Below are 18,483 nucleotides of genomic sequence, written 5' to 3'. Positions count from 1 at the left end.
CAGTCCAGCAGGCTTGGGCTATACCGGACTTTGTGCCGGACTTTCCTGACCCGGTACGCCTGAAAGTCCGGGAGGTCTGCCTCTACCGTGCCAGTGAGGCCACGGCGAGGCGACAAGAAGGGGGCTGCTGATGTTCGAACCGCCAGGAGAACTGAGCATCTTCGCCGGGCTGGTGGACGGGTTCGGGTGGCGCAGCCCGGCCCAGTTCATCCGCGTGTACGCGGCGGTGGCGCGGCGGATCGGTGAGCGAGAGGACGTCACCGACCGGCAGGTGCGCCGTTGGCGAGCTTCCTCGCCGCCGTGCCCGCAGCCGGGCCGTCAGCGCGTCTTAGAGGCCATGCTGGGCATCCCGCTTGAGCAGGCCGGCTTCCGGGTGCCGGAGCACCGCCGCAACCCCGTCACCACCCCCGTGCCGGTACTGGACCCGATCCCCGAACTGCGCGAGAGGCCCAATCCCATGGAGCGCCGAACCGCCCTGGCCGCTGTGGGCGGCGCCGCCCTCGCCCTGGCCGGGATAGGAGCGCCCGCCGCCACCGCCTACGAAGGCCACCGTGTCGGTACCGACACCGTGACCGACCTGCGCCAGGGCCTCGCCTCCCTCTACGGGCTCGACGACCGGTTCGGCGGCGCCACGGTCGGCCCGCTCGCCGCCGCCCACCACACCCGGATCCGGCGCCTGATCGACACCGGGTCCTACCCCGAGACGATCGGCCGCCAGCTACGGCTCATCTCCGGCGAGACCGCCGAGCACGTCGGGTGGCTCGCCTTCGACGCGGGCGACCACACCCGCGCCCGCACCTACTGGAACCAGGCCCAGGACACCGCCACGCAGCTGCGCGACGACTCCCTCGCCGTCGTCGTCCTCGCCTCCATGTCGCTGCTGGAGCTGCGGGAGCAGCAGCCCCGCCTCGGGCTGGACCACGCCCGGCGGGCCGCCATGCTCGCTGCCTCGTGGTCGCCGCCCTCGCTGCTGTCGATCCTCGCCACCCGCGAGGCGCGTGCGCTGGCGATGCTCGGCGACTCCGCGTCCGCGCGCTCCACCCTGGCGAACGCGGCCCGCCTCTACGAGAAAGACCGCGGGTCCCGGCCGGCACCGGACTGGACGACTTTCCACGGCCCGGCCGAACTCGCCGCCGCGCAGGCCGAGCTGTTCACCGCCGCCGGGCACCACCGCGCGGCGGTGTCATGGCTGCGCCGCGCCCTGGAGCGCCAGGAGACCACCTACGCCCGCAACGAGGTACTCCAGCGGGCCGGACTGGCCGGTGCGCTCGCCCGATCCGGCGAGGCCGAGGAGGCGGCGCACCACATCGAGCAGGGCGAGGCCCTGCTCACCGAAGTGTCCTCGGGGCGGGCGCGGGAGTCGTTGGCCGTGGCCCGTCGCGAACTACAGCGTGTTCGCCCCGCCTGATGAGGAGCCCCGTGGAGTTCACCACCGTCACCGCCGCCGCCGCCGGGCGAGAGCTAGACGACCTAGCCCCCGTCTACGAGGCCGTGTTCGCCGAGGCCCCCTACAACGAGGGCCCCCGCGACGTCGCCGACTTCCTGGAGCGCTACCAGCGCGAGCACAAGACGCCCGGGTTCCGCCTGGTCCTCGCACACGACGACGGCCGGCTCGTCGGCTTCGCGTACGGTCTGCCCCTCGCGTCCACCACCGGGTGGTGGTCCGGCTTCCTGGACACGGAGCTGCCGGAGGAGTTCACCCGCGAGGACGGGCGCCGCACGTTCGTCGTGATGGAGCTTGCCGTCCTCGCCGACCGGCGCGGCCACGGCGTCGGCCGGGCCCTGCACGCCGCGCTGCTCGACGGGGTGAGCGCCGAGCGGGTCACGCTCGCCGTCCGCCCCGAGGCACCGGCCGCCGCCTGGTACGAGCGCCTGGGATACGGGCTGGTGGGCCTCACGCAGCCCTGGGACGGCGCACCCACATACCGATCCATGATCAAGCCGCTTCAGCGCTAAGGCACGTAGGGCCAGCAGAGGACCGAGCCAAGGTCCGTGGTCGCCTGCGCGAGGACGTGGAGCAATCTTATTGTGCAGGGGATGAGTTGGGAGCAGCGCTCGGGAACCATCCGTGCACTTTGTTCGTCACTCAACACAATTGTCAACTTGTTGGCGATGGGGATGGTGGGGATGGACCCGATAACGGTGGGGCTGCTGGCGGCGCGGGCCGGCGGGTCAGCGGGGGGGGGGTGGCCGACAGCTCTGGGCGGGCTTGAGTGCGCTGGTGCGGCGGCCTGTTCAGCGGGATAGCGGCGGGGAGGTCCCCGAAGTCAGTTCCGGAGAGGCGGAACTGGTCGCCCTGCCGCGGATCCGGGCGATCAGGGGGGGGGCGCACGCCCTGAGTACGGCGCTGGCGGTGCGGGCCGCGGTGGATGAGGACTTCCGTGCAGGTCTTGCAGCATGGCAGGAAACGGCCACGCGGGTACGCGGCGGGGACGGGGCCGTGACGAACATCGTCAGCGGCGGCACCCTGAACGGGCCGCTCCTCCAGGGGAGGGACTTCGCCGGCCTGACCTTCAACACCGCGCCACCGTCCGCCCCCGGAGCTGCCGGGCGCAGCGGGGCCAACACGACGCAGTGAACCGCGAAGGTGAGACCCTCAGTGGCGGCTCGAACAGCAACACGATCACCGGGGGGATCTTCTTCCAGGCGGTCGTCCAGGGCCGGGACATCACCGTGCACTTGCCGCAGGCGATCACTCCCGCCCTGTCCGGACTGCCGTCCCCGGCCGCGCCGGGCACGTCGAGCAGCTGCTGGCGGATCTGGCCCCCGCCGCCGGGGTGCGGGTGGCCAGCGCGCGGTGCTGGTGAGCGCGGTGTTGGGACTGGCCGGCATCGGCAAGACCGAACTCGCCGTCCAGACCGCCACCCAGGCCCTCACGGCCGGGCTGGTTCCCCGGCGGGATGTCACCGACCTCGCCGGCTACGACCTCGAACGCCGCCTCTCACCAGAACGCGCTCTGGAAGGGCTTCTGCGCCCCCTCGGCATTCCCAGCGAGCACATCCCGGGTGGGCTGGAGGACCGGCAGCGGCTGTACCGCAGCGTGCTGGCCGCCTACGCCCGCGAGGGCCGGCGAATCTTCGTGGTCGTCGACAACGCCTCCACCACCGCCCAGGCCGGCCCGTTGCTCCCCACCGACGGCATCACCGCGGCTCTGGTCACCTCGCGTCATACCCTCGACGGCCTCGACGCACGCCTCCACGACCTCGACACCCTCAGGTCGGCCACGAAGGACTCCGGTGCGGCGACCGCCGCCGGGGGAAGCAAGGGTTCCCCGACCGCTGCGAAGCCGTTGACGGCGGACGAGGCACGCCACCTGGCCGAGGAGGTCGACAAGCGTGCCGAGTATGAAGGCCAGGACCCCGAGGTGATCAAGGGGTACGCGGCAGGGCCGTGGCTGGACCAACAGCTCGCCGCCGCCGAGGCCGGCAGGAAGTACGGGACCAGCGCGCCGCCCGGGCCCACCAACTCTCCCGCAGTCGCACCCGCTGTCCATGCCTGGGCGGGCGCCGGTCGGGCAATGGAGCCGACGGCTGCAACCCACCACAAGATCAATCCCGATGACTTTGGAGGCCACCGGCCCATCAACGAGACGTCGTCGGTGTCCAGTCGGCGTTGGGACAGCCCCGCGTATGCCGGTGCGGCCCACGCTCAGGACTCTGCGGTCTCCTCCGCCGGAGTGGCGGTTCCGACGCCTGGCCCCAGCCTCGTCAGCTCTGCCAAGGGGCCGGGACGGGGACCCAGGGCGAGCTGCCAGCGCCCTTGCCACCCGCTCACGCGGAAGTGGGCGCCGGCCACATACGTTCTCGGCACCGCGCCCAGACAGTGGAATCCGCCGCAAAGCACGTCTGCCAGTGGATCACCGCGCACGACTCCCACCCCGAGACAAACCAGGTGATCCGCATGACAACACCCTGCGGGCCCCCAACCAAGCGACGCAATCCCCAATGTGTCCGCCTGTCAGAACCCGAACACCGTTCAAGGAACCCCAGCCTCCAACCAAGCCGCTTCCTCGTCCACGAGACCCGCACCCGGCAGCAGCCCCGACGCTCATACCCCACCCCAACCCATACGCCGAGAACCACGTACAACACGCTCGCCGCCCAGGCCCGCGCCCCACAGACCCAGCCACCACACCGACCCGACCCCCTACACCCACACAAGAAAGTCCGGGCACTCACCGGCCGGAAAACAGGCCCTCAGCAGGCAAAATATGCAACCTCCGCCCGTGCACCTTCCCCCCATACCTCCCCGGACTCTTCCCCCCACCCTTCCCTCGATACTTCACCCCACCTTTCCCCCTATGTTTCCGGCTACCGGGTGCCGTGCCGGGCACGGCCGTCTCCGGTGAGTGCGTAGCGGCGGGTAGCGAGGCCAATGTCGATGTCCTCACCGATCGCGTCGCACAGTGGCCCCAGGCCATCGAAGACGGTGCTGCCAGAAAGGCAAGTCGGGGCGACTTCGAGGATCAGCTCACCCATCGCGCGCGCGCCGGCCACCACGTCGTCGACAACCCGGCGCAACACCACGAGCCGGGTGTCTGCCGGCGGAGCATCCGGAAATTCGGTTGAAACAGCACGCACTTCGCGGGCGGCCTCGTGGACCACAACGCACACCGTGGCCCCATCGAGGTTTTGGGCGCCATAGCGGGTGCACGCGGTGAGCCGACCGGTGACCAGTACTGCGATGTCCCCGCTGCGGGCTGCGACGGCGATCAGTGCCGCTGGGAGGACCCGCAGTCCAGCACGGCCGCAGCGACTTGGGGGGTGTCTTCGTGTGCGGGACACCAGGGTGCCGGCGGTGACCCCGGCCTGGATGGCAGCCAGGCCGCGGGCAACATCGAGGAGCCGGTATGCCTGAGCGCGGCCGATCCCGAACTCCGCAGTAGGCCTCCCACGAAGGGTATGTGAGAGAGCGACCACGGACCCGGTCCGCGAGCACAGAGAGCGTGTGCCGGACGACCGCGTCCGTCGGCCGGACAGGCCCGGTCCCGTACGGACCCGCCGACCCTCACCGTCGGCGCCGCTGCTCCGGGCGAGCTCTTCACGCCCGGCCACACTCGAGCAGCGAACCTCACCACAAACCTCCCCAGCGCAGGTCACGGGGCCACACCGAATCCAGGCCTCCTCGGGCGCTTCCGGCTACACCCCGGGGCCGGACCTCCCCAAGAAACTCCCCAACACAGGCCAGGGCAGTACGGGCCTCGAGGTCACCTGATCGCCGTACACCCACTCGCTCCCCTGTTGGGGAGTGTGGTTGGCCGACAGACACTGATCATGGTCGGAGCAGGTTTACCGAGGCCCCTCCCCTCGGCGTGGACTGACCCTTTCGAGTCCTCGTCATGTGCCTTCCAACGATTCGGTGCCGCCCACGGCTACCCGTCGAACCGGCGGTCTCCCACCACGCCCTGAACCGCTGCCACTCTCGCCCCTCCCCCAACCTGAAACCCACAGAAGTCCCCCTGAGCGCCTTTCAGCCCGCCAGCCGTAATGGGGGGCAGGTTTCGGCTGCGAGGCGCTCAGAACCGCGCACAGGGGGCCAGAGCAAGTGCCACGGAGGCTTACTCCCCGAACTGCGCGTAGACGGCCAACTCGGGCTGTTCGCCGGACAGCTGCTCACAGATCCGGCGGGTCTCCTCCACACCGGCCGCTCGGCGTGCTCGGCGTAGGCCTCATCCAGCAGCACCCGCCTTGCCGCCGCCTTCACCTGCCCGGCCTACGCGGAGTACTCAGCGTCCCGCTCGGCGCGCAGGCCCGCCGTGGCCCAATCCATCTCCTCGGCCCCGGCCCGATCGCGACAGGCCCAGCACAAGCCGTCCCCGGGCCGGGTGCCCTTGCCGGTTGCGGTACAGCCCTCTCCCGCGCAGTCCCACCACACCAGGCCCGGCACCGCCGCGCGGTCCGGATTCCAGACCCCGGCGCCGGTCTGTACGCCACTGCCCTCCGCGTTCCCCGCACTTCGGGCAGACACCTCGGGGGCCCACGTGGATTCGGGCGCCGTCCTCACACATCGGATCCAGGCAGTCCCTCGCCGGGCGCAGAGCCCGACCGCAACACCGACCGCCGTGCTCCCACCGCCGGCGCCGGACCCTCTCCGCCAGCTGCTCGGCCGTCCGGCCGCCTTCCAGCGCGGCCAAGATCGCCTTCATGATCTCCGCAGGACGGAACTTCGGCAACAGTCCGCCAGGGCCCCGGGCCAGGCAGCCTCCACCTTGCCCACCACGCCGGCCTGCCCTGACTACAACCGAGTGCTCCTGCTCCCGTTGGACTTCCCCGGCTGCGCTCCCTGGTTCGGCGCTTAGGCGCCGCAGGCCGCGGCGAAGCCGCTTCCCCATCCGCGCGCTACTACCCGCACCAGCCCTACGGGCGTCAGCAGCGCTACGCGCCAAAGGCGCTGTTCTTTCTGTAGTTGGCTCTTGAAAGAAGCGCGTCATGTATGACGCCACCCGTAGCGTCATACATGACGCTACCCCCCTCGGATTCAACCCCCTGGAGGGGTGGCGTCACCCATGACGCCACCGCCCTCCGTGGGCGGCTCTTCCTGTTCAGTACGGCGACTGCACCAGGGACGACGGGAAGGCGATCAGACGTGATAAGTGCCCTAGGCTGATAACTGAAAGTGCGGAGCCCTGTCCATCTACAGTCCAGTTAACGCGCGCGGCATGGCTGGCTGAACCGCTGGGTCGGGGCTGAGGCGTGGCCGGGGTAGCAGGTACGTGCGTAGTACGGCTGCGGCCATGGCCATTCAGAGGCCGCGACCGGGACCGCGCCCCCGCCTCAACACCCCGGAAGGGCAATGGAGACTGCGCTCCCGGCGACCGACCTCGCCTGGGCCGTCACGTGCACGAGGAGAGGTTCAGGATTGGCTAGCTGTGCAGCACTCCGGTGTGCGCGGCGATGCCTCGGAGTTCGGCTGTGGTGTGCCCGGAGAGCAGCAGGCCGGAGACGAGGGATTCACGGCGGGGCGGGCGTGGGTTTCTTGGGGTGCCCAGTACTCGGCTTGGAGGAGGGCGCGGATGCATTCGTCGCGTCGGCCCCATTGGGCGAAGGCCTTGGCGCGGTCGGTGAAGTAGAGCGCGCGCCGTTCCGTGGTGGGGAGGGCCTGGGGGGCGAGGGCGTCGGCGGCGGCGATGGCGGCTGAGGGGTCACCCGCGGTGTTCTCCGCCGAGATGAGGTGAAGCTGCACGGGAGCCGTGTCGCCTCCACAACGGCAGGTACCCCGACTGGCTTCCGGTCGAGGACGCGAAGGAGCTTACCCGAGAGTTTGGGGGCGCCAGGAAAGGAAGTTTCGCTCGGCGACGAACGTGTTGAACCACTGGACCAGCTCCGACGTGACCTCGGCGCTGGAGACAGCGTGTGCGCAGGGCTGGGCGGAGCGCGGTCTGAGTCTGGACTGCGACCAGTGCAGCCTGAACAACTTCATCCCTCTGCACGCCACGAGCGGCACTGCGGTGTGCCCTGCATGCTCCGCGCCAGCGCTGTATCAGCGGGAGAACGGGAAGGCTGTCGAGGTCGTTTGCCGCCTCAACGGGTTCATCGACCGGGCCATCGACAACGGCGTGCTCCCGCACCTGCTGGTAGCAGCCGCCCTCAAGGAACTCGGGATCCCGATAGCGCAACCAGTCACCCGGTATCTGTATCCCGGGCGACTGGGCCAGGTCGGAGCTGGTCAGCCGTCAGATGTTCGACCTCATGGTGGGGTGCGACCTGCGGGCGGTGCATCGGGGTGCGACGGGCCGCGCGTCGTGGGTCATGGGTGTGCGGCCCGCTACCGTGGGCCGCACCTGCCCTCCAACCGCGAACGAGCACCTATGAGCCTGCCCGGACCAGACGTACTGGCCGCCTTCGAGCTCGCCGGGAGCCCCCTTCGCCTCCCGGGCGGTGAGGGACGCAGCGTGCGGGTGGGGAACGTGGTACTCAAGCCCGCCGGCCCCGACATCGAGCTCGCCGAGTGGCTGGCCGGCACCATGGCCGCAGTGTCCGAGGACGGCTTCCGCCTCGCCCGACCCCTGCGGGCCCGTACCGGCGCCTGGAGTTACGGCGGCTGGACCGCCTCCCGCTTCGTTCCCGGCACCGACCCCGATCACACCGCGGCACCCCGCTGGCTCGACATCCTCACCGCGGGACGCGCCTTCCACCACGCCCTGGCCCACGTCCCCCGCCCCGGCCTGCTCGACCACCGCAACGACAGGTGGGCAACCGCCGACCTCGTCGCCTGGCAGGAACAAGAAGCCGACCTCCACCCGGCTCTGCGCAAGGCCTATAGAGAGCTGACCGCACTGCTCGGCCCGACACCCCGGGCCAGGGCGCAGCTGATTCACGGGGACCTCACGGGAAACGTCCTGTTCGCCCCCGGACAGGCCCCGGCCGTCATCGACTTCTCCCCATACTGGCGCCCACCCGTCTACGCCGAGGCGATCGTCGTGGCCGACGCACTCATCTGGCACGGCGCGAGCGCCGAACTGCTCCACCAAGCCGCGCCCGCCAACGGGCCCGGGTTCACCCAGTACGTCGTGCGCGCCGTCATCTTCCGCCTCGTCACCACCAGCGAACACCTCCGGTCCCTGCCAACCGGCAACTCCCAAGGAACGGCCTCCGAGGCCCGCAGGTACGAGCACGCGGTACGCACCCTCACCGGCATCGCCCCCGCACAACACCCGTAGAGCCGAACACCCCTGGCCGCCACGTCGAGAGCGGCCCGGCCGCCGGTCGGTACCGGTGGCCGGACAAGACCGAGAGCCCGGTCCATCATCTGGCCCACGACGTCCATCACGCGGGGGAAGCGGGGTGCGCGGCCCGGAGGAAGAAGATCCGTTTTTCCGGTGAAACCGGCCACCCGGCCGGGTGAGTTGCCCCGATACCCCCTTCCAGGCAGGTCACGGGCCCGGCTACAAACCGGTGCATGATCAACAATCTTCTGCGCCGCGGCCTGCCCGCGCTCGCCCTCGCCGCCCTCCCCTTGCTCACCACCACCGCGGTGCCGGCCTCCGCCAGCACCCGGCCCACGCAGGCGAGCTCCCCCACCACGCACAGCCCTGCCCGCAGCACGGGCGGCGCGGCGCCGGGCGCGGCCGGGGTACGGGCGCCGCTGCCGCTGTTCGAGGCGATCGACCGACTCCCCGTCGCCGCCGAACACCGCGAGGGCTACAAGCGCGACCTCTACAAGCACTGGAACAAAGGCCTGAACTCTGGGGATGGCTGTGACACGAGGCGGGAGGTCATCTTGTCGGAAGCGGTGACGGCGCCTCAGGTCGCGATCGGCTGCAAGCTGACCGGGGGCTCCTGGCGCAGCCCGTACGACAACCTCGTCGTCATCGACGCCGGACGACTCGACGTCGATCACTTCATCCCGTTGGCAGAGGTGTTCGACAGCGAGCAAACCCCCTGGTCGGCAGCCCGGCGGGAGTCGTACGCCAACGACCAAGCGAGTCCGGACACCCTGATCGCGGTCTCCGCCGCCTCGAACCGCAGCAAGTCCGACAAGGACCCGGCCGAGTGGCTGCCCTCGGACGGCTCTTACCACTGCACGTACGCAGCCACCTGGGTCGGCACCAAGCTCCGGTGGGACCTGGCCGCTGACGACGCTGAGGTCCAAGCCCTGCTTGGGCTCGCTGAGGACTGCCCCACCACGACCGTCGTCTACGAACCCGCCCTCTGATTCGTGATCCGGCGAACTCCCAGAAAAGCCGCCATGAAGACGGCACGGAGCATCCCGATGGTCTTGGCCGCATCTCTGGCCCTGGCCGTGCTCAATGCGTTCCCCTCTCCTGCCTTCTCTCTCGGTGGCACGGCTCCTTGGAGGGCGCTGAGTCGTGCGCAGGACCGGGGCGACGGCCTGCAGGCATGCGTGAACGAAGCCCAGGACAAGCAGTCCGAGGCCTGGACCTGTATGGGTGGAACGCTCCGGGTCACCGAAGACAATCGCGGCCGGGTGACCGATGCCGCCTACCTTGTCGCCGAGGACACCACCGTGACGCCGGCGCCACGCGCCATGGCGCCGGCCAAGGACGACTACGACTCGTGGTGCGAGAACGGCACGATCTGCGGGCGGAAGATCAACGCCTTCACGGCCGAGGTGAAGGGAAACGGTGCCTATGGAGACAGCAAGGGCGTGATCGGCACGTTCGACATCGTCTACAGGCAGTCCTTCGACGGAAAGCTGCCTCGCTGGCGCACCCTCATCGAATGGGACAGCGGACCCGAGATCAATCCCGGGATCTGGAGGAACAACTGCCGGGTCAACCTCAGTGGACGGCCGGACGACTACTGCGGCAAGAACGACGTCCACCTCGCGTCGGTGAACGCCAAGGCTTCACGTTCCTGGTGGCCCAGCAGCGAGCGGTGGGCCTACAACGACCAGCGGCTGACGGGCGGCGGGAACTATCACGATGACCATGAAGGAGAGTTCACCGCCTTCGGGCACCGGCAGCTGTTCAAAGCCGGCGTGCTGCACACCGGCCGCTGGTCCAAGTGCAACTCAAGGACCGGCTGCCAGTACTACCAAGTGCCCTGGAAGCCCTGAGCTCAGCTGAACAACCTGCTCAATGCCTCAGGCAGACGACTGATCGTCCGTCCTGGAGAGAATCCTGAGCTCGTGCGCGCACCGCTCGGCGAATCCCGCGGACAGACCCGCGGGCACCCCTCGGGTCTCTGCGCTGGCACACAAGTGGTCGAGTACGCCTTCCACATCCTCGAATCCGCCCACCGGGCGCAGCAGCCAAAGGCGGCCGGCTGGGCGAGGGGGGATGCCGACGTGGGCCAGGTCCGCGGCCGTATCCCTCTCCTGGACCTCCCGCTCGGCCTCAGAGATGGGCAGGCAGGTTACGTCCAGCAGCTGATGCGTCGTGTCCAGGATCGTCTCGATCTGCCAGCGAGTCGACCGGTCGGGCACCCACGTACGCGCGCCCGAAGGCCACACGAAGGGCAAGAACACCCACATCGGGGCATCAGGCGCCAACGACCAGCCCCACTCCCCCAGCTCCCGTACCTCCGGCAACCGGTCCGGCTCCAGCTCACTCACCCCGGACCTACGCTCCGCCAACCGATGCGGACGACCATTCACATCCCATGACATACCTGCACACAGTACTTGCCCGGACTCTGCGGCCGTGTTCCCAACCCCCGGCAGCCAGGCCGCACCTCGCCTGATCGATGCAGTGGTGGCGATCGTTCGGCCAGCCGTGACCGTGCGGCGCCACGGGCCGGCCGTCATTAGGGCGGCCCCTCCTCGGAGAACAGGTGCATGCTCCCTCATCAGCAGAAGACTGGGCGTTGTCGGACGCCGTCTGGGCCCACCGCGGCCCGGCTTCCGTGACGAGGAGATGGGCTACCTAGACGTGGCGTGGCGGTACGAGTGGCGCCGCGACGGCATCTGACGTCAGCCGGATCCTGTTGTCACGTGCCCCGCAGCCGGGAATACCGCACGGGTCGAAAAGCGCTCCCCGCCAGCTGAACAGACCCCCTGGTCAGCGGCCCGGCGAGAGGCGTACGCCAACGACCAAGCGAGCCCCGACACGCTGATCGCGGTCTCCGCCGCCTCCAACCGATCCAAGTCCGACAAGGACCCCGCGGAGTGGCTACCGTCGGATGGCTCGTATCACTGCTCGTACGCCGCAAGCTGGGTCGGAACCAAGTTGAGGTGGGACCTCGCGGCCGACGAGGCTGAGGTCCAGGCGCTCCTCGGACTCGCCAAGGACTGCCCCACCACCACAGTCGTCTACAAGAGCGCCCTGTAGGCCGCAGGGACGGGCCCCGCTTCCCGGACCAGCGTGGCCGCCACATGCCTGGGTCGCTGTCCTGGGAGGCTGGTTGGTGGAGCTCGTCCGGGTCTTCCTTCGCACGTCGGTTCCGGACGGGCCGCCTCCTACGCCGGGATCGGCGCGGTCAGCGGTACGGGCTCCAGCGTCCGAATCGTGCCAGCAGCTTGCGGGCTGCCACCTCGTTGAGGCCGAGTTGGGCGGCGGCCTGCTTCGTGTCGAGGTCGTTGGCGGCGCCGCGGGCCGCCCAGTAGCCGACCCGCTCCGCGGTGACCTCCAAGTGGCGGGCTGCCCGTACCGCGGCCACCGGGGAGGTCTTGGTCAGCTTGTCGACCTCCTCCTCCAATCGGGCCAGCAGCGCGGTGACGGTCTCGGGCACGGGGACGGTGGTCGCCTCGACCTGGTCGATGTGCCCGTACCAGTCCCGGTCGCAGGCGTCCGCCTGCTCATCCCCGGCCTCAGCCAGATCCCGGTCACCGATCATCTCCCAGTCCAGGCGGTGTTCAGGGCCGGCCCAACCGCAGGAACACACCGCGCGCACCTCAGCAGCCCTCGGAACGTGGGGCCAGCGGCCGTCGTAGACACTCCACTGGGAGACCGGATCCCCTCCCCCGCCGGAATCAGTGTCGAAATACACCGGGCCCGGAACGGTCCCGTCGCCCAAGACAGCCTCGACCGAACCCGTGTGGGAGGTACCGAACTCCTCGGTCGTCCAGGTCTCGCGCCTACTCACCACGGCCCACCTCTCCCCTGCCCGCGTTCAGACAGCCCACGGTGCGGGGCCGCCTCACCACGACGATGCCGCAGCCCATCCGCATCACATGCGGGTTTTCACGAAGTGGTTGCGAGGACCTCAGCGGCGCCTCCGGCCTGCACGGCCTCCACCACGAGCTTGTGGAACGCGGCGAGGCCTTCAGGTGCGAGCGGGGCGGGGCTGCCGGTAAGGGTGTACCACTCCTCCGCACCCGTGTACTGGATCCGGACCGTGGCCGTTCCGTCCGGGCCGGGCTCGGTCGTCACGGTGACCTCACCAGTGACGACTCCAACCTCATCGGTCATCGCGCCGCCGGGGCCCGCCTTCACGTGGTCGGTCAACGGGACCGCCCCCTCCGGGACGGCACTCTGGTCGGGCTGGGGGGTGGTGTCGGGCTGGTGGTCGGTCATGAGCAGGTCCCCAGCATCTCGGTCAGCTTCTTCTTCTCGCCCTCGGTCACCGTGAGCTGGTAGGTGGCCTTCACGTTCGTCCACGCCGTCGCGTACGTACACCAGTAGCCCTTGGACGGAGGCTGCCACTCGTCGGGGCCCTGATCACCCTTGGCCCGGTTCGTCGCCGCGGACACCGCGAGGAGCTGCGGGCGGGTCAGATCGTTCGCGAACTCCTTACGCCGCTCCGCCGTCCACGCCCCAGCCCCAGACCTCCAGGCATTAGCTAGGGGGACCATGTGGTCGATGTCCAGCTTCCCCGCGTCGGTGACGGTGATCCCGTCGTAGACCGAGACCCAGGTCCCGGAGAAGGCCTTGCACGCGGCATCGCGCTTGACACCCTTCCCCGAACGCTCCAGGACGACCTCGCGGGTGTCACAGCTATCGCCCTGCCCAGTCCAATGCGTGAACTTCTCCCGCGAGTAGCCCGTCATCGCCTTCTGACCCGCGACCTTCAGACCCGCAAGCTGGCTGCGGGCGACCGCCGTCGTCGACAGGCCCGGGAGCGCCGGAGCTCCCGGCGCACCCTGTGCTCCGCCCTTGCCCTGAGCGGGCGGGGACGCCTTGCCGTCTCCGCCGGCGGACACCCCTGGATTGCAGGCCGCGAGACCTGCCGCCAGCAGAACAGCCGTCACCGTACGGACACCCACACGCATCTGACGATGCATAACCACCCCAAACCCTCTTGAAAAGTACCTCCGCGACCTTACCCACCGCGCATACCCCGCAAAGACCACCCCGGTCCCCGCCAGCCAAAATCCCGGCGCACCCGCTGCCCTTGCGACCTCCAGAGCCGGAAGCACCGCGGCCCGGAAGCAGGGTGGACCGTAGGGGTGGCGGTGGCGCGCAGGTCGTATCAGGCGTCGGGGTCCAGGCCGGCCTGACGGGCCGCGTGACAGCGGACTTCCTCCGACGCGGGAATGCGTGGCTGCGGGAGCCGTACGAGGGTCAGGCCATGGAACACAGTGCGGCAGGCCGTTACGAGCACCAGCAGCAGGCTCAGGGTGAAGGCCAGGTGCGCGGTCCAGTCGAAGCCGTAGTGGGCCCCACCCCAGCCGACCGCGGTGACCGCGGCGGCGAGGAGAAGGCCGTCCAAGGCGATCCGTTCCCGACGGCTCAACCTCATGCCCTGTCCCTCCGACGTGCCGTGTTCGACCCGTCGGAGCCTGCCACCGGCCACCGTCGCTCAATCCGGAGGAGAGGGTGAGGCGTGGAAGTGTGTGCGGGCCGTGCCCTGCGTTGCGCGCTTGGCTCTACGACGTCGTTTCGCTTAGCTGTGCCCGCGCCTCGAAACCCCTGGCAGCAGGGGTGACGAGGGCGGTTAGCCCGGGGGCTGTGCCGGTGCCGGTGAACGCTGTTCGTATGCTCCGGGCATGAGGCTCTTTCGTCGGCGTGATCGAAACGATGCAGGTCCGCTGGCCGGCACCCCCTTCGCGCGAACCGCGGTCCTGTACCAGGCGGGGCGCTATGCCGAGACCGAGGCGGAGGCACGCTCCGTGGCCGCGGGCCCGTTCCGGCGGCGCGACGAGGTCTACAGACAGGTGGCGATGGGCATCGCCGCGCTCGCGGTGACTGCCCAGGGCCGTCATGCCGATGCCCTCGCCATGTACGACGAGGTGTTCCAGGCCGCCGTCAGGGATTACGGATCCGACCACCGGCACACCCTGAAAATACGCTCGGACCGCGCGGATACGCTGGGCGCGGTCGGCCGGGACGTCGAAAGCGAGGCGGAGTTCGCGGCCGTCGTACAGCTCGCGGACCGCGCCACGGGACCGGACATGCCGTTCAGGGCGGCGGTAGCCCGTGCCGGGCAGGCCGCCGCTCTCGACCAACTGGGCCGCCATCCGCAGGCCGAGGCGCTGGCGCGCCAGGTACTCGCCACCCACCACGAACCCGACCTCACCAGACTGGGCCTGCGGCTTACCCTGGCCTACACCCTCAGTGGCCAGGACCGCCATACAGAGGCCCTCGCCGAGGTGCAGCGTGCCGACGTGCTGTGCCGCAACTTGTCCCAGGGGGACTCCCGGCCGGCGACCGGCGCTGTCGATAAGGCCGCAGCGATGGTCCTCTTCGGGCTGGGCCGTACCGCCGAGGCCCGGCCGCGGGCCGTGGCCGCCTACGACGCCCGCTTGGCGCTCTTCGGCCCGGACCACTACGGCACCTGCAGTGCCAAAGCACTCCTCGACCGCATCGACGGGGCCTGACCTTGTCGTTTGTGGTCCAGCCTCGAACGAGGTTCGACGATTGATACGGTCACTGGCCGGAACACACCCGCATCCAGACTGCCTGGACCCATCTGAGGAACGACCGCTGAGTTACCCATTTGAGACAGAAAACAGGACCAAGACCATCTGGGACCCAGCACTGCGAGTGGGCCAGTTTTACGTGTCCATCGCGCATGATGCCGGCGAGCTGCTGGGACTGCCTACCGGAGTGACACCTAACGAACGCGGCGGTGCCGACGTCGACATCGAGACGTTCAAGGCATTCACGCAGAGGGTCTACGAGACCTGCTGTTCCACCAACAACTTCATCATGCACGACCTGATGCGTGGCATGTTGCTCGCCTCGATCGTGATGCTGGAGAAGGGCGGCGGGACCATCACCCGCACCCCGGAGCGTGAAGCAGGACTACTGGACAGCCACGACCTTTACAGACGCGGGATGTGGGCGGAGGACTGACGACCCCGTGAATGAGATGGCGGCTCGCCGAAGAAGCCTACGATGGCCTCACATCCTCTACGCGCGACGAACGTTTTACGTCGCGCTGAGCAGGCGGTACCGGCATCGCGGGGGCCCTATCCGCGTTCTGCTTCGGGGCGTTGGCGGTTGGCCTGCTGGTCTCTCGGTTCAGTGATGGCAGGGATCAGACACCAAAGGGTGACGTTGTGTCACGAGGCTGTCACGAGAGCCCTACCCACGGTGCACGAACCCTAATGTCCGAGATCCGCACCGCCACCGCCACCGTGGCGGGGGCCCTTCACCGGACAGGACGTGCCCTACCTTGCTCATGCCCCGCACCCGCCACCTCGCCGCCGCCACCGCGATCACCGCCGCAGCGCTCCTTCTCCTTCCCGGCCAGGCCCACGCCGCGGGCACCCTGCGCATCTCGAAGATCTGGTACGACTCCCCCGGCAGTGACAACCGCACCAACACCTCGATCAACGGCGAGTGGGTCCAGATCACCAACAGCACCACCAGCGCGGTGAACCTCAAGGGCTGGACACTGACCGACACCTCCAGCCACGTCTACACCTTCGCCACGTTCACACTGAAGGCCGGAAAGACAGTCACGCTCAAAACCGGCAAGGGCATCAACACCGCCACGACCCTGTTCCAGCAGCGCGCCGCCTACGTCTGGAACAACGACAAGGACACCGCGACCCTGCGCCGCGCCAAAAAGACCGTCCACCACGCCTGCGCCTACAACTCCACCCGCTACGACTACAAAACCTGCTGAACTCGCCCACCCATGCCGAGCCCCAACGCCTTTGCCCGGGCGTCACGAGACGGTGTCGGGGACGTTCGCGGCGCCGCCGGCCTTCACAGCGTCGACGACGCTCGTGTGGAACCCGCCGAGGCCGCCGGTCGGCAGTGGGGCGGGGCTGCCGATGAGGGTGTACCACTCCTCGGCCCCGGTGTACTGGATACGGACATGCACGGTACCGTCCGGGCCAGCCTCGGTGGTCAGGGTGACGTCACCGGTGATCACGCCGGCCTCGTCGGTCATCGCCCCCACCCAGCCCGGCCTTGATGTGGGCGGTCAACGGCACCAACCCGGCGCAGGCGTCGTCACGGCCGGCACGGAACCACCCTGACCTGGGAAGCGCCCCCTGTAGCGGAACCCGAGGGCGCTTGGCCCCCGAACCTCCGTTGTACATATGATCGACCCCGATCCATCGGGGGGCGTAGCCATGTCAGTTGCATTCGGCCAGGAGTCGCGCCGGGCACGCGCGGACCAGGACACCGCCACCGCCCGGAAGGCCTTCGCCGGCTGGGAGACCGCCCACGGCCTGAAGACCGTCACGGACACCTGGCACCAGCAGGTGAAGACCCTAATGGGCCGCCTGTCGGTCGAGAAGAACTCGCTGCGCGGGGCCTCCTCGCTCTTCACCCGGAACGACACCGGGCTGGGCGACCAGTTTCTGGCGCCGCAGTCGAAGCTGAACGGTCTGTAGGGGGAACGGCGATGCCGACGTACCACGAAGTCATGACCATCGACCTGGGCCTGCTGACGACGGCGGCCGGCGCATGGGACGAGATGGCGGCCGAGCTGCACAAGGTCGAGACCCGCTACGGCGACACCGTCCAGAAGATCGGCACGGAGCAGACCTGGGTCGGTGTCAGCGCCCAGGCCGCCCACACCGGCTTCGCGGCGACCCGGTACGAATACGCCGCCGCCCAGACCCAGGCCAAGGCGGTCGCGAGCCTGCTGCGGCAGTCGCACGAGAAGTTCGCCGAGCTGAGGAAGAAGCTGGAAAGTGCCCGCGGCGACGCCATCGCCGCCGGCATGACCGTCTCCGAGGGGGGCCGCGTCGCCTTCGACTACGGGAAGCTGACTCCCGCCGAGCGCAGCGCCTACCACCACGACCCCGACGGCCAGGCCTCCATCAGCGACGCGGTCAGCCGGTGGCAGGCGCACATCGACGACTGGGTGAAGGCCTTCACCGTGCTCGACGAGGGCGTCAGGACCGCCCTCGCCTCCGCCGTCCTCGACAGCAACCGCGACCTCCTGGGCCGGGGCGACGAGACGCTGGGCGGGTTCAACGCCCATCCCGAGACCGACCTGGCCAAGGCGGGGGCGCCCCGGCCGGACAAGGACGTCGGCACGAAGACGGACGGGTGGACCGCCGAGGGCGAGGCCACCTTCACGGGGCCCGACCTGGGAGCTTCGGCCACCGGGACCAAGTACGGCAAGGAGGCCTCGGCCAAGGCGTACGCCGACCTCTTCCACGCCACCGCGACGGGCTCCCTGACCAACGGCGACCTGAAACTGTCCGGGATCGCCGACGGCTACGCGGGCGCCAGGGCCTCCGCGAACTGGGGATTCACCGACAAGGGCGTCAACGCCAAGGCCGAGGCCTCCCTGGGAGCACGTGGCCTGGTCGAGGGGCGCGTCGACTACGGGCATGTCGGCGCCTACGGCCGGGCCGAGGGATTCGCCGGCGCCGAGGCCCAGCTCGGGGCCCGTGCGGGCAAGGAGGGGGTCACCCTCAACGCGAAGGCGTTCGCCGGGGCGAAGGGCTCGGTCGCCGGAGGAGCGGAGGTCGGCGGGATCGGCTTCGGCTCGACGGCGGAGGGCTGGTACGGTCCGGGTGCCGAGGCGAAACTGACCTTCGGCAAGGAGGACGACGGCAAATACCACTTCGGCGGCAAGGTGGGCCTCTCCCCCGGTAAAGGCGGCGCCGTGGGGCTCGAGTTCACCGTCGATCCCGACAAGGTCGTGAACACCGTCGGCAACGCGGCCGACGCGGTCGGCGACTTCGCCGGCTCAGTCAAGGGCACCGTCGGCCGCTGGCTCGACTGAT

20 protein-coding genes are annotated in these 18,483 nt (G+C 69.5%); 12 read left to right on the top strand and 8 right to left on the bottom strand.

The window, feature by feature from the left end; all coding sequences use genetic code 11:
• The first annotated feature begins 130 nt into the window (after positions 1–130).
• The 4 genes from ACFYYB_RS33795 to ACFYYB_RS33780 all read left to right on the top strand — a co-directional run bounded on the left by ACFYYB_RS33795 (position 131) and on the right by ACFYYB_RS33780 (position 3,895).
• A complete protein-coding gene (locus ACFYYB_RS33795; protein WP_389440434.1) occupies positions 131–1,408 on the top strand; it encodes a hypothetical protein in 1,278 nt (425 codons plus the stop codon).
• 11 nt (positions 1,409–1,419) lie between these two features.
• Positions 1,420–1,956 (top strand): GNAT family N-acetyltransferase, encoded by a 537-nt coding sequence (locus ACFYYB_RS33790; protein ID WP_389440431.1) that lies wholly within the window; start codon positions 1,420–1,422, stop codon positions 1,954–1,956.
• 484 nt (positions 1,957–2,440) lie between these two features.
• Positions 2,441–2,578 carry a hypothetical protein gene (locus tag ACFYYB_RS33785; RefSeq protein WP_389440429.1) on the top strand — a complete coding sequence of 46 codons (138 nt, stop codon included), beginning with the start codon at positions 2,441–2,443 and terminating at the stop codon, positions 2,576–2,578.
• 219 nt (positions 2,579–2,797) lie between these two features.
• Complete coding sequence (locus ACFYYB_RS33780; protein WP_389440427.1) at positions 2,798–3,895, top strand: hypothetical protein; 1,098 nt, start codon at positions 2,798–2,800, stop codon at positions 3,893–3,895.
• 415 nt (positions 3,896–4,310) lie between these two features.
• Here ACFYYB_RS33780 and ACFYYB_RS33775 read toward each other — a convergent pair whose 3' ends face one another.
• On the bottom strand, positions 4,311–4,604 hold the full coding sequence (locus ACFYYB_RS33775; RefSeq protein ID WP_389440425.1) for a hypothetical protein: 294 nt from the start codon (positions 4,602–4,604) through the stop codon (positions 4,311–4,313).
• A gap of 2,248 nt (positions 4,605–6,852) precedes the next feature.
• Positions 6,853–7,182 (bottom strand): hypothetical protein, encoded by a 330-nt coding sequence (locus ACFYYB_RS33770; protein ID WP_389440422.1) that lies wholly within the window; start codon positions 7,180–7,182, stop codon positions 6,853–6,855.
• A 625-nt stretch (positions 7,183–7,807) separates the two neighbouring features.
• On the opposite strand from ACFYYB_RS33770, the gene ACFYYB_RS33765 reads away from it, so the two are divergent.
• From ACFYYB_RS33765 to ACFYYB_RS33755, 3 genes are all read left to right on the top strand, one after another.
• A complete protein-coding gene (locus ACFYYB_RS33765; RefSeq protein ID WP_389440419.1) occupies positions 7,808–8,659 on the top strand; it encodes an aminoglycoside phosphotransferase in 852 nt (283 codons plus the stop codon).
• 239 nt (positions 8,660–8,898) lie between these two features.
• A complete protein-coding gene (locus tag ACFYYB_RS33760; protein WP_389440416.1) occupies positions 8,899–9,654 on the top strand; it encodes an HNH endonuclease family protein in 756 nt (251 codons plus the stop codon).
• Positions 9,655–9,687: 33 nt separating this feature from the next.
• Positions 9,688–10,518 (top strand): hypothetical protein, encoded by an 831-nt coding sequence (locus ACFYYB_RS33755; RefSeq protein ID WP_389440414.1) that lies wholly within the window; start codon positions 9,688–9,690, stop codon positions 10,516–10,518.
• A 27-nt stretch (positions 10,519–10,545) separates the two neighbouring features.
• Here ACFYYB_RS33755 and ACFYYB_RS33750 read toward each other — a convergent pair whose 3' ends face one another.
• From ACFYYB_RS33750 to ACFYYB_RS33730, 5 genes are all read right to left on the bottom strand, one after another.
• The gene (locus tag ACFYYB_RS33750; protein ID WP_389440412.1) at positions 10,546–11,016 is read right to left on the bottom strand and encodes a DUF5956 family protein; all 471 of its coding nucleotides are present in this window, start codon (positions 11,014–11,016) and stop codon (positions 10,546–10,548) included.
• A gap of 863 nt (positions 11,017–11,879) precedes the next feature.
• Entirely contained in the window at positions 11,880–12,236 is a 357-nt protein-coding gene (locus ACFYYB_RS33745) for a hypothetical protein (protein ID WP_389440408.1), read from the bottom strand.
• 347 nt (positions 12,237–12,583) lie between these two features.
• Positions 12,584–12,916: a hypothetical protein gene (locus ACFYYB_RS33740; RefSeq protein ID WP_389440406.1), complete on the bottom strand. Its 333-nt coding sequence runs from the start codon at positions 12,914–12,916 to the stop codon at positions 12,584–12,586.
• Positions 12,913–13,611, bottom strand: a complete 699-nt coding sequence (locus tag ACFYYB_RS33735) for an HNH endonuclease family protein (RefSeq protein WP_389440403.1) — start codon at positions 13,609–13,611, stop codon at positions 12,913–12,915. Before ACFYYB_RS33735 ends, ACFYYB_RS33740 begins: the two co-directional genes overlap by 4 nt.
• Before the next feature lie 200 nt (positions 13,612–13,811).
• Complete coding sequence (locus ACFYYB_RS33730; RefSeq protein WP_389440401.1) at positions 13,812–14,081, bottom strand: hypothetical protein; 270 nt, start codon at positions 14,079–14,081, stop codon at positions 13,812–13,814.
• Between the two features lie 247 nt (positions 14,082–14,328).
• Between ACFYYB_RS33730 and ACFYYB_RS33725 the strand changes: the two genes are divergently transcribed.
• The 3 genes from ACFYYB_RS33725 (at position 14,329) to ACFYYB_RS33715 (ending at position 16,415) form a co-directional block, all read left to right on the top strand.
• The gene (locus ACFYYB_RS33725; protein ID WP_389440399.1) at positions 14,329–15,159 is read left to right on the top strand and encodes a tetratricopeptide repeat protein; all 831 of its coding nucleotides are present in this window, start codon (positions 14,329–14,331) and stop codon (positions 15,157–15,159) included.
• Entirely contained in the window at positions 15,122–15,637 is a 516-nt protein-coding gene (locus ACFYYB_RS33720) for a DUF6086 family protein (protein WP_389440396.1), read from the top strand. Before ACFYYB_RS33725 ends, ACFYYB_RS33720 begins: the two co-directional genes overlap by 38 nt.
• A 328-nt stretch (positions 15,638–15,965) precedes the next feature.
• Positions 15,966–16,415: a lamin tail domain-containing protein gene (locus ACFYYB_RS33715; RefSeq protein WP_389440394.1), complete on the top strand. Its 450-nt coding sequence runs from the start codon at positions 15,966–15,968 to the stop codon at positions 16,413–16,415.
• A gap of 42 nt (positions 16,416–16,457) precedes the next feature.
• Here ACFYYB_RS33715 and ACFYYB_RS33710 read toward each other — a convergent pair whose 3' ends face one another.
• Positions 16,458–16,685: a hypothetical protein gene (locus ACFYYB_RS33710; RefSeq protein WP_389440392.1), complete on the bottom strand. Its 228-nt coding sequence runs from the start codon at positions 16,683–16,685 to the stop codon at positions 16,458–16,460.
• 184 nt (positions 16,686–16,869) lie between these two features.
• On the opposite strand from ACFYYB_RS33710, the gene ACFYYB_RS33705 reads away from it, so the two are divergent.
• Together ACFYYB_RS33705 and ACFYYB_RS33700 are read left to right on the top strand one after the other, a co-directional pair.
• Positions 16,870–17,133 carry a hypothetical protein gene (locus ACFYYB_RS33705; RefSeq protein WP_389440388.1) on the top strand — a complete coding sequence of 88 codons (264 nt, stop codon included), beginning with the start codon at positions 16,870–16,872 and terminating at the stop codon, positions 17,131–17,133.
• 11 nt (positions 17,134–17,144) lie between these two features.
• Positions 17,145–18,482: a hypothetical protein gene (locus ACFYYB_RS33700; RefSeq protein ID WP_389440385.1), complete on the top strand. Its 1,338-nt coding sequence runs from the start codon at positions 17,145–17,147 to the stop codon at positions 18,480–18,482.
• Position 18,483 lies beyond the last annotated feature (1 nt).

This window comes from Streptomyces sp. NPDC002886, from assembly GCF_042888445.1.
Lineage (GTDB): Bacteria > Actinomycetota > Actinomycetes > Streptomycetales > Streptomycetaceae > Streptomyces.
This window is presented reverse-complemented; position numbering and strand designations above follow the sequence as displayed.

Coding starts and splice junctions, on each gene's coding strand:
- ACFYYB_RS33795 (WP_389440434.1), top strand. CDS start 131: ATGTTCGAACCGCCAGGAGAACTGAGCATCTTCGCCGGGCTGGTGGAC.
- ACFYYB_RS33765 (WP_389440419.1), top strand. CDS start 7,808: ATGAGCCTGCCCGGACCAGACGTACTGGCCGCCTTCGAGCTCGCCGGG.
- ACFYYB_RS33760 (WP_389440416.1), top strand. CDS start 8,899: ATGATCAACAATCTTCTGCGCCGCGGCCTGCCCGCGCTCGCCCTCGCC.
- ACFYYB_RS33755 (WP_389440414.1), top strand. CDS start 9,688: ATGAAGACGGCACGGAGCATCCCGATGGTCTTGGCCGCATCTCTGGCC.
- ACFYYB_RS33745 (WP_389440408.1), bottom strand. CDS start 12,236: ATGATCGGTGACCGGGATCTGGCTGAGGCCGGGGATGAGCAGGCGGAC.
- ACFYYB_RS33740 (WP_389440406.1), bottom strand. CDS start 12,916: ATGACCGACCACCAGCCCGACACCACCCCCCAGCCCGACCAGAGTGCC.
- ACFYYB_RS33735 (WP_389440403.1), bottom strand. CDS start 13,611: ATGCGTGTGGGTGTCCGTACGGTGACGGCTGTTCTGCTGGCGGCAGGT.
- ACFYYB_RS33730 (WP_389440401.1), bottom strand. CDS start 14,081: ATGAGGTTGAGCCGTCGGGAACGGATCGCCTTGGACGGCCTTCTCCTC.
- ACFYYB_RS33725 (WP_389440399.1), top strand. CDS start 14,329: ATGAGGCTCTTTCGTCGGCGTGATCGAAACGATGCAGGTCCGCTGGCC.
- ACFYYB_RS33715 (WP_389440394.1), top strand. CDS start 15,966: ATGCCCCGCACCCGCCACCTCGCCGCCGCCACCGCGATCACCGCCGCA.
- ACFYYB_RS33710 (WP_389440392.1), bottom strand. CDS start 16,685: ATGACCGACGAGGCCGGCGTGATCACCGGTGACGTCACCCTGACCACC.
- ACFYYB_RS33705 (WP_389440388.1), top strand. CDS start 16,870: ATGTCAGTTGCATTCGGCCAGGAGTCGCGCCGGGCACGCGCGGACCAG.
- ACFYYB_RS33700 (WP_389440385.1), top strand. CDS start 17,145: ATGCCGACGTACCACGAAGTCATGACCATCGACCTGGGCCTGCTGACG.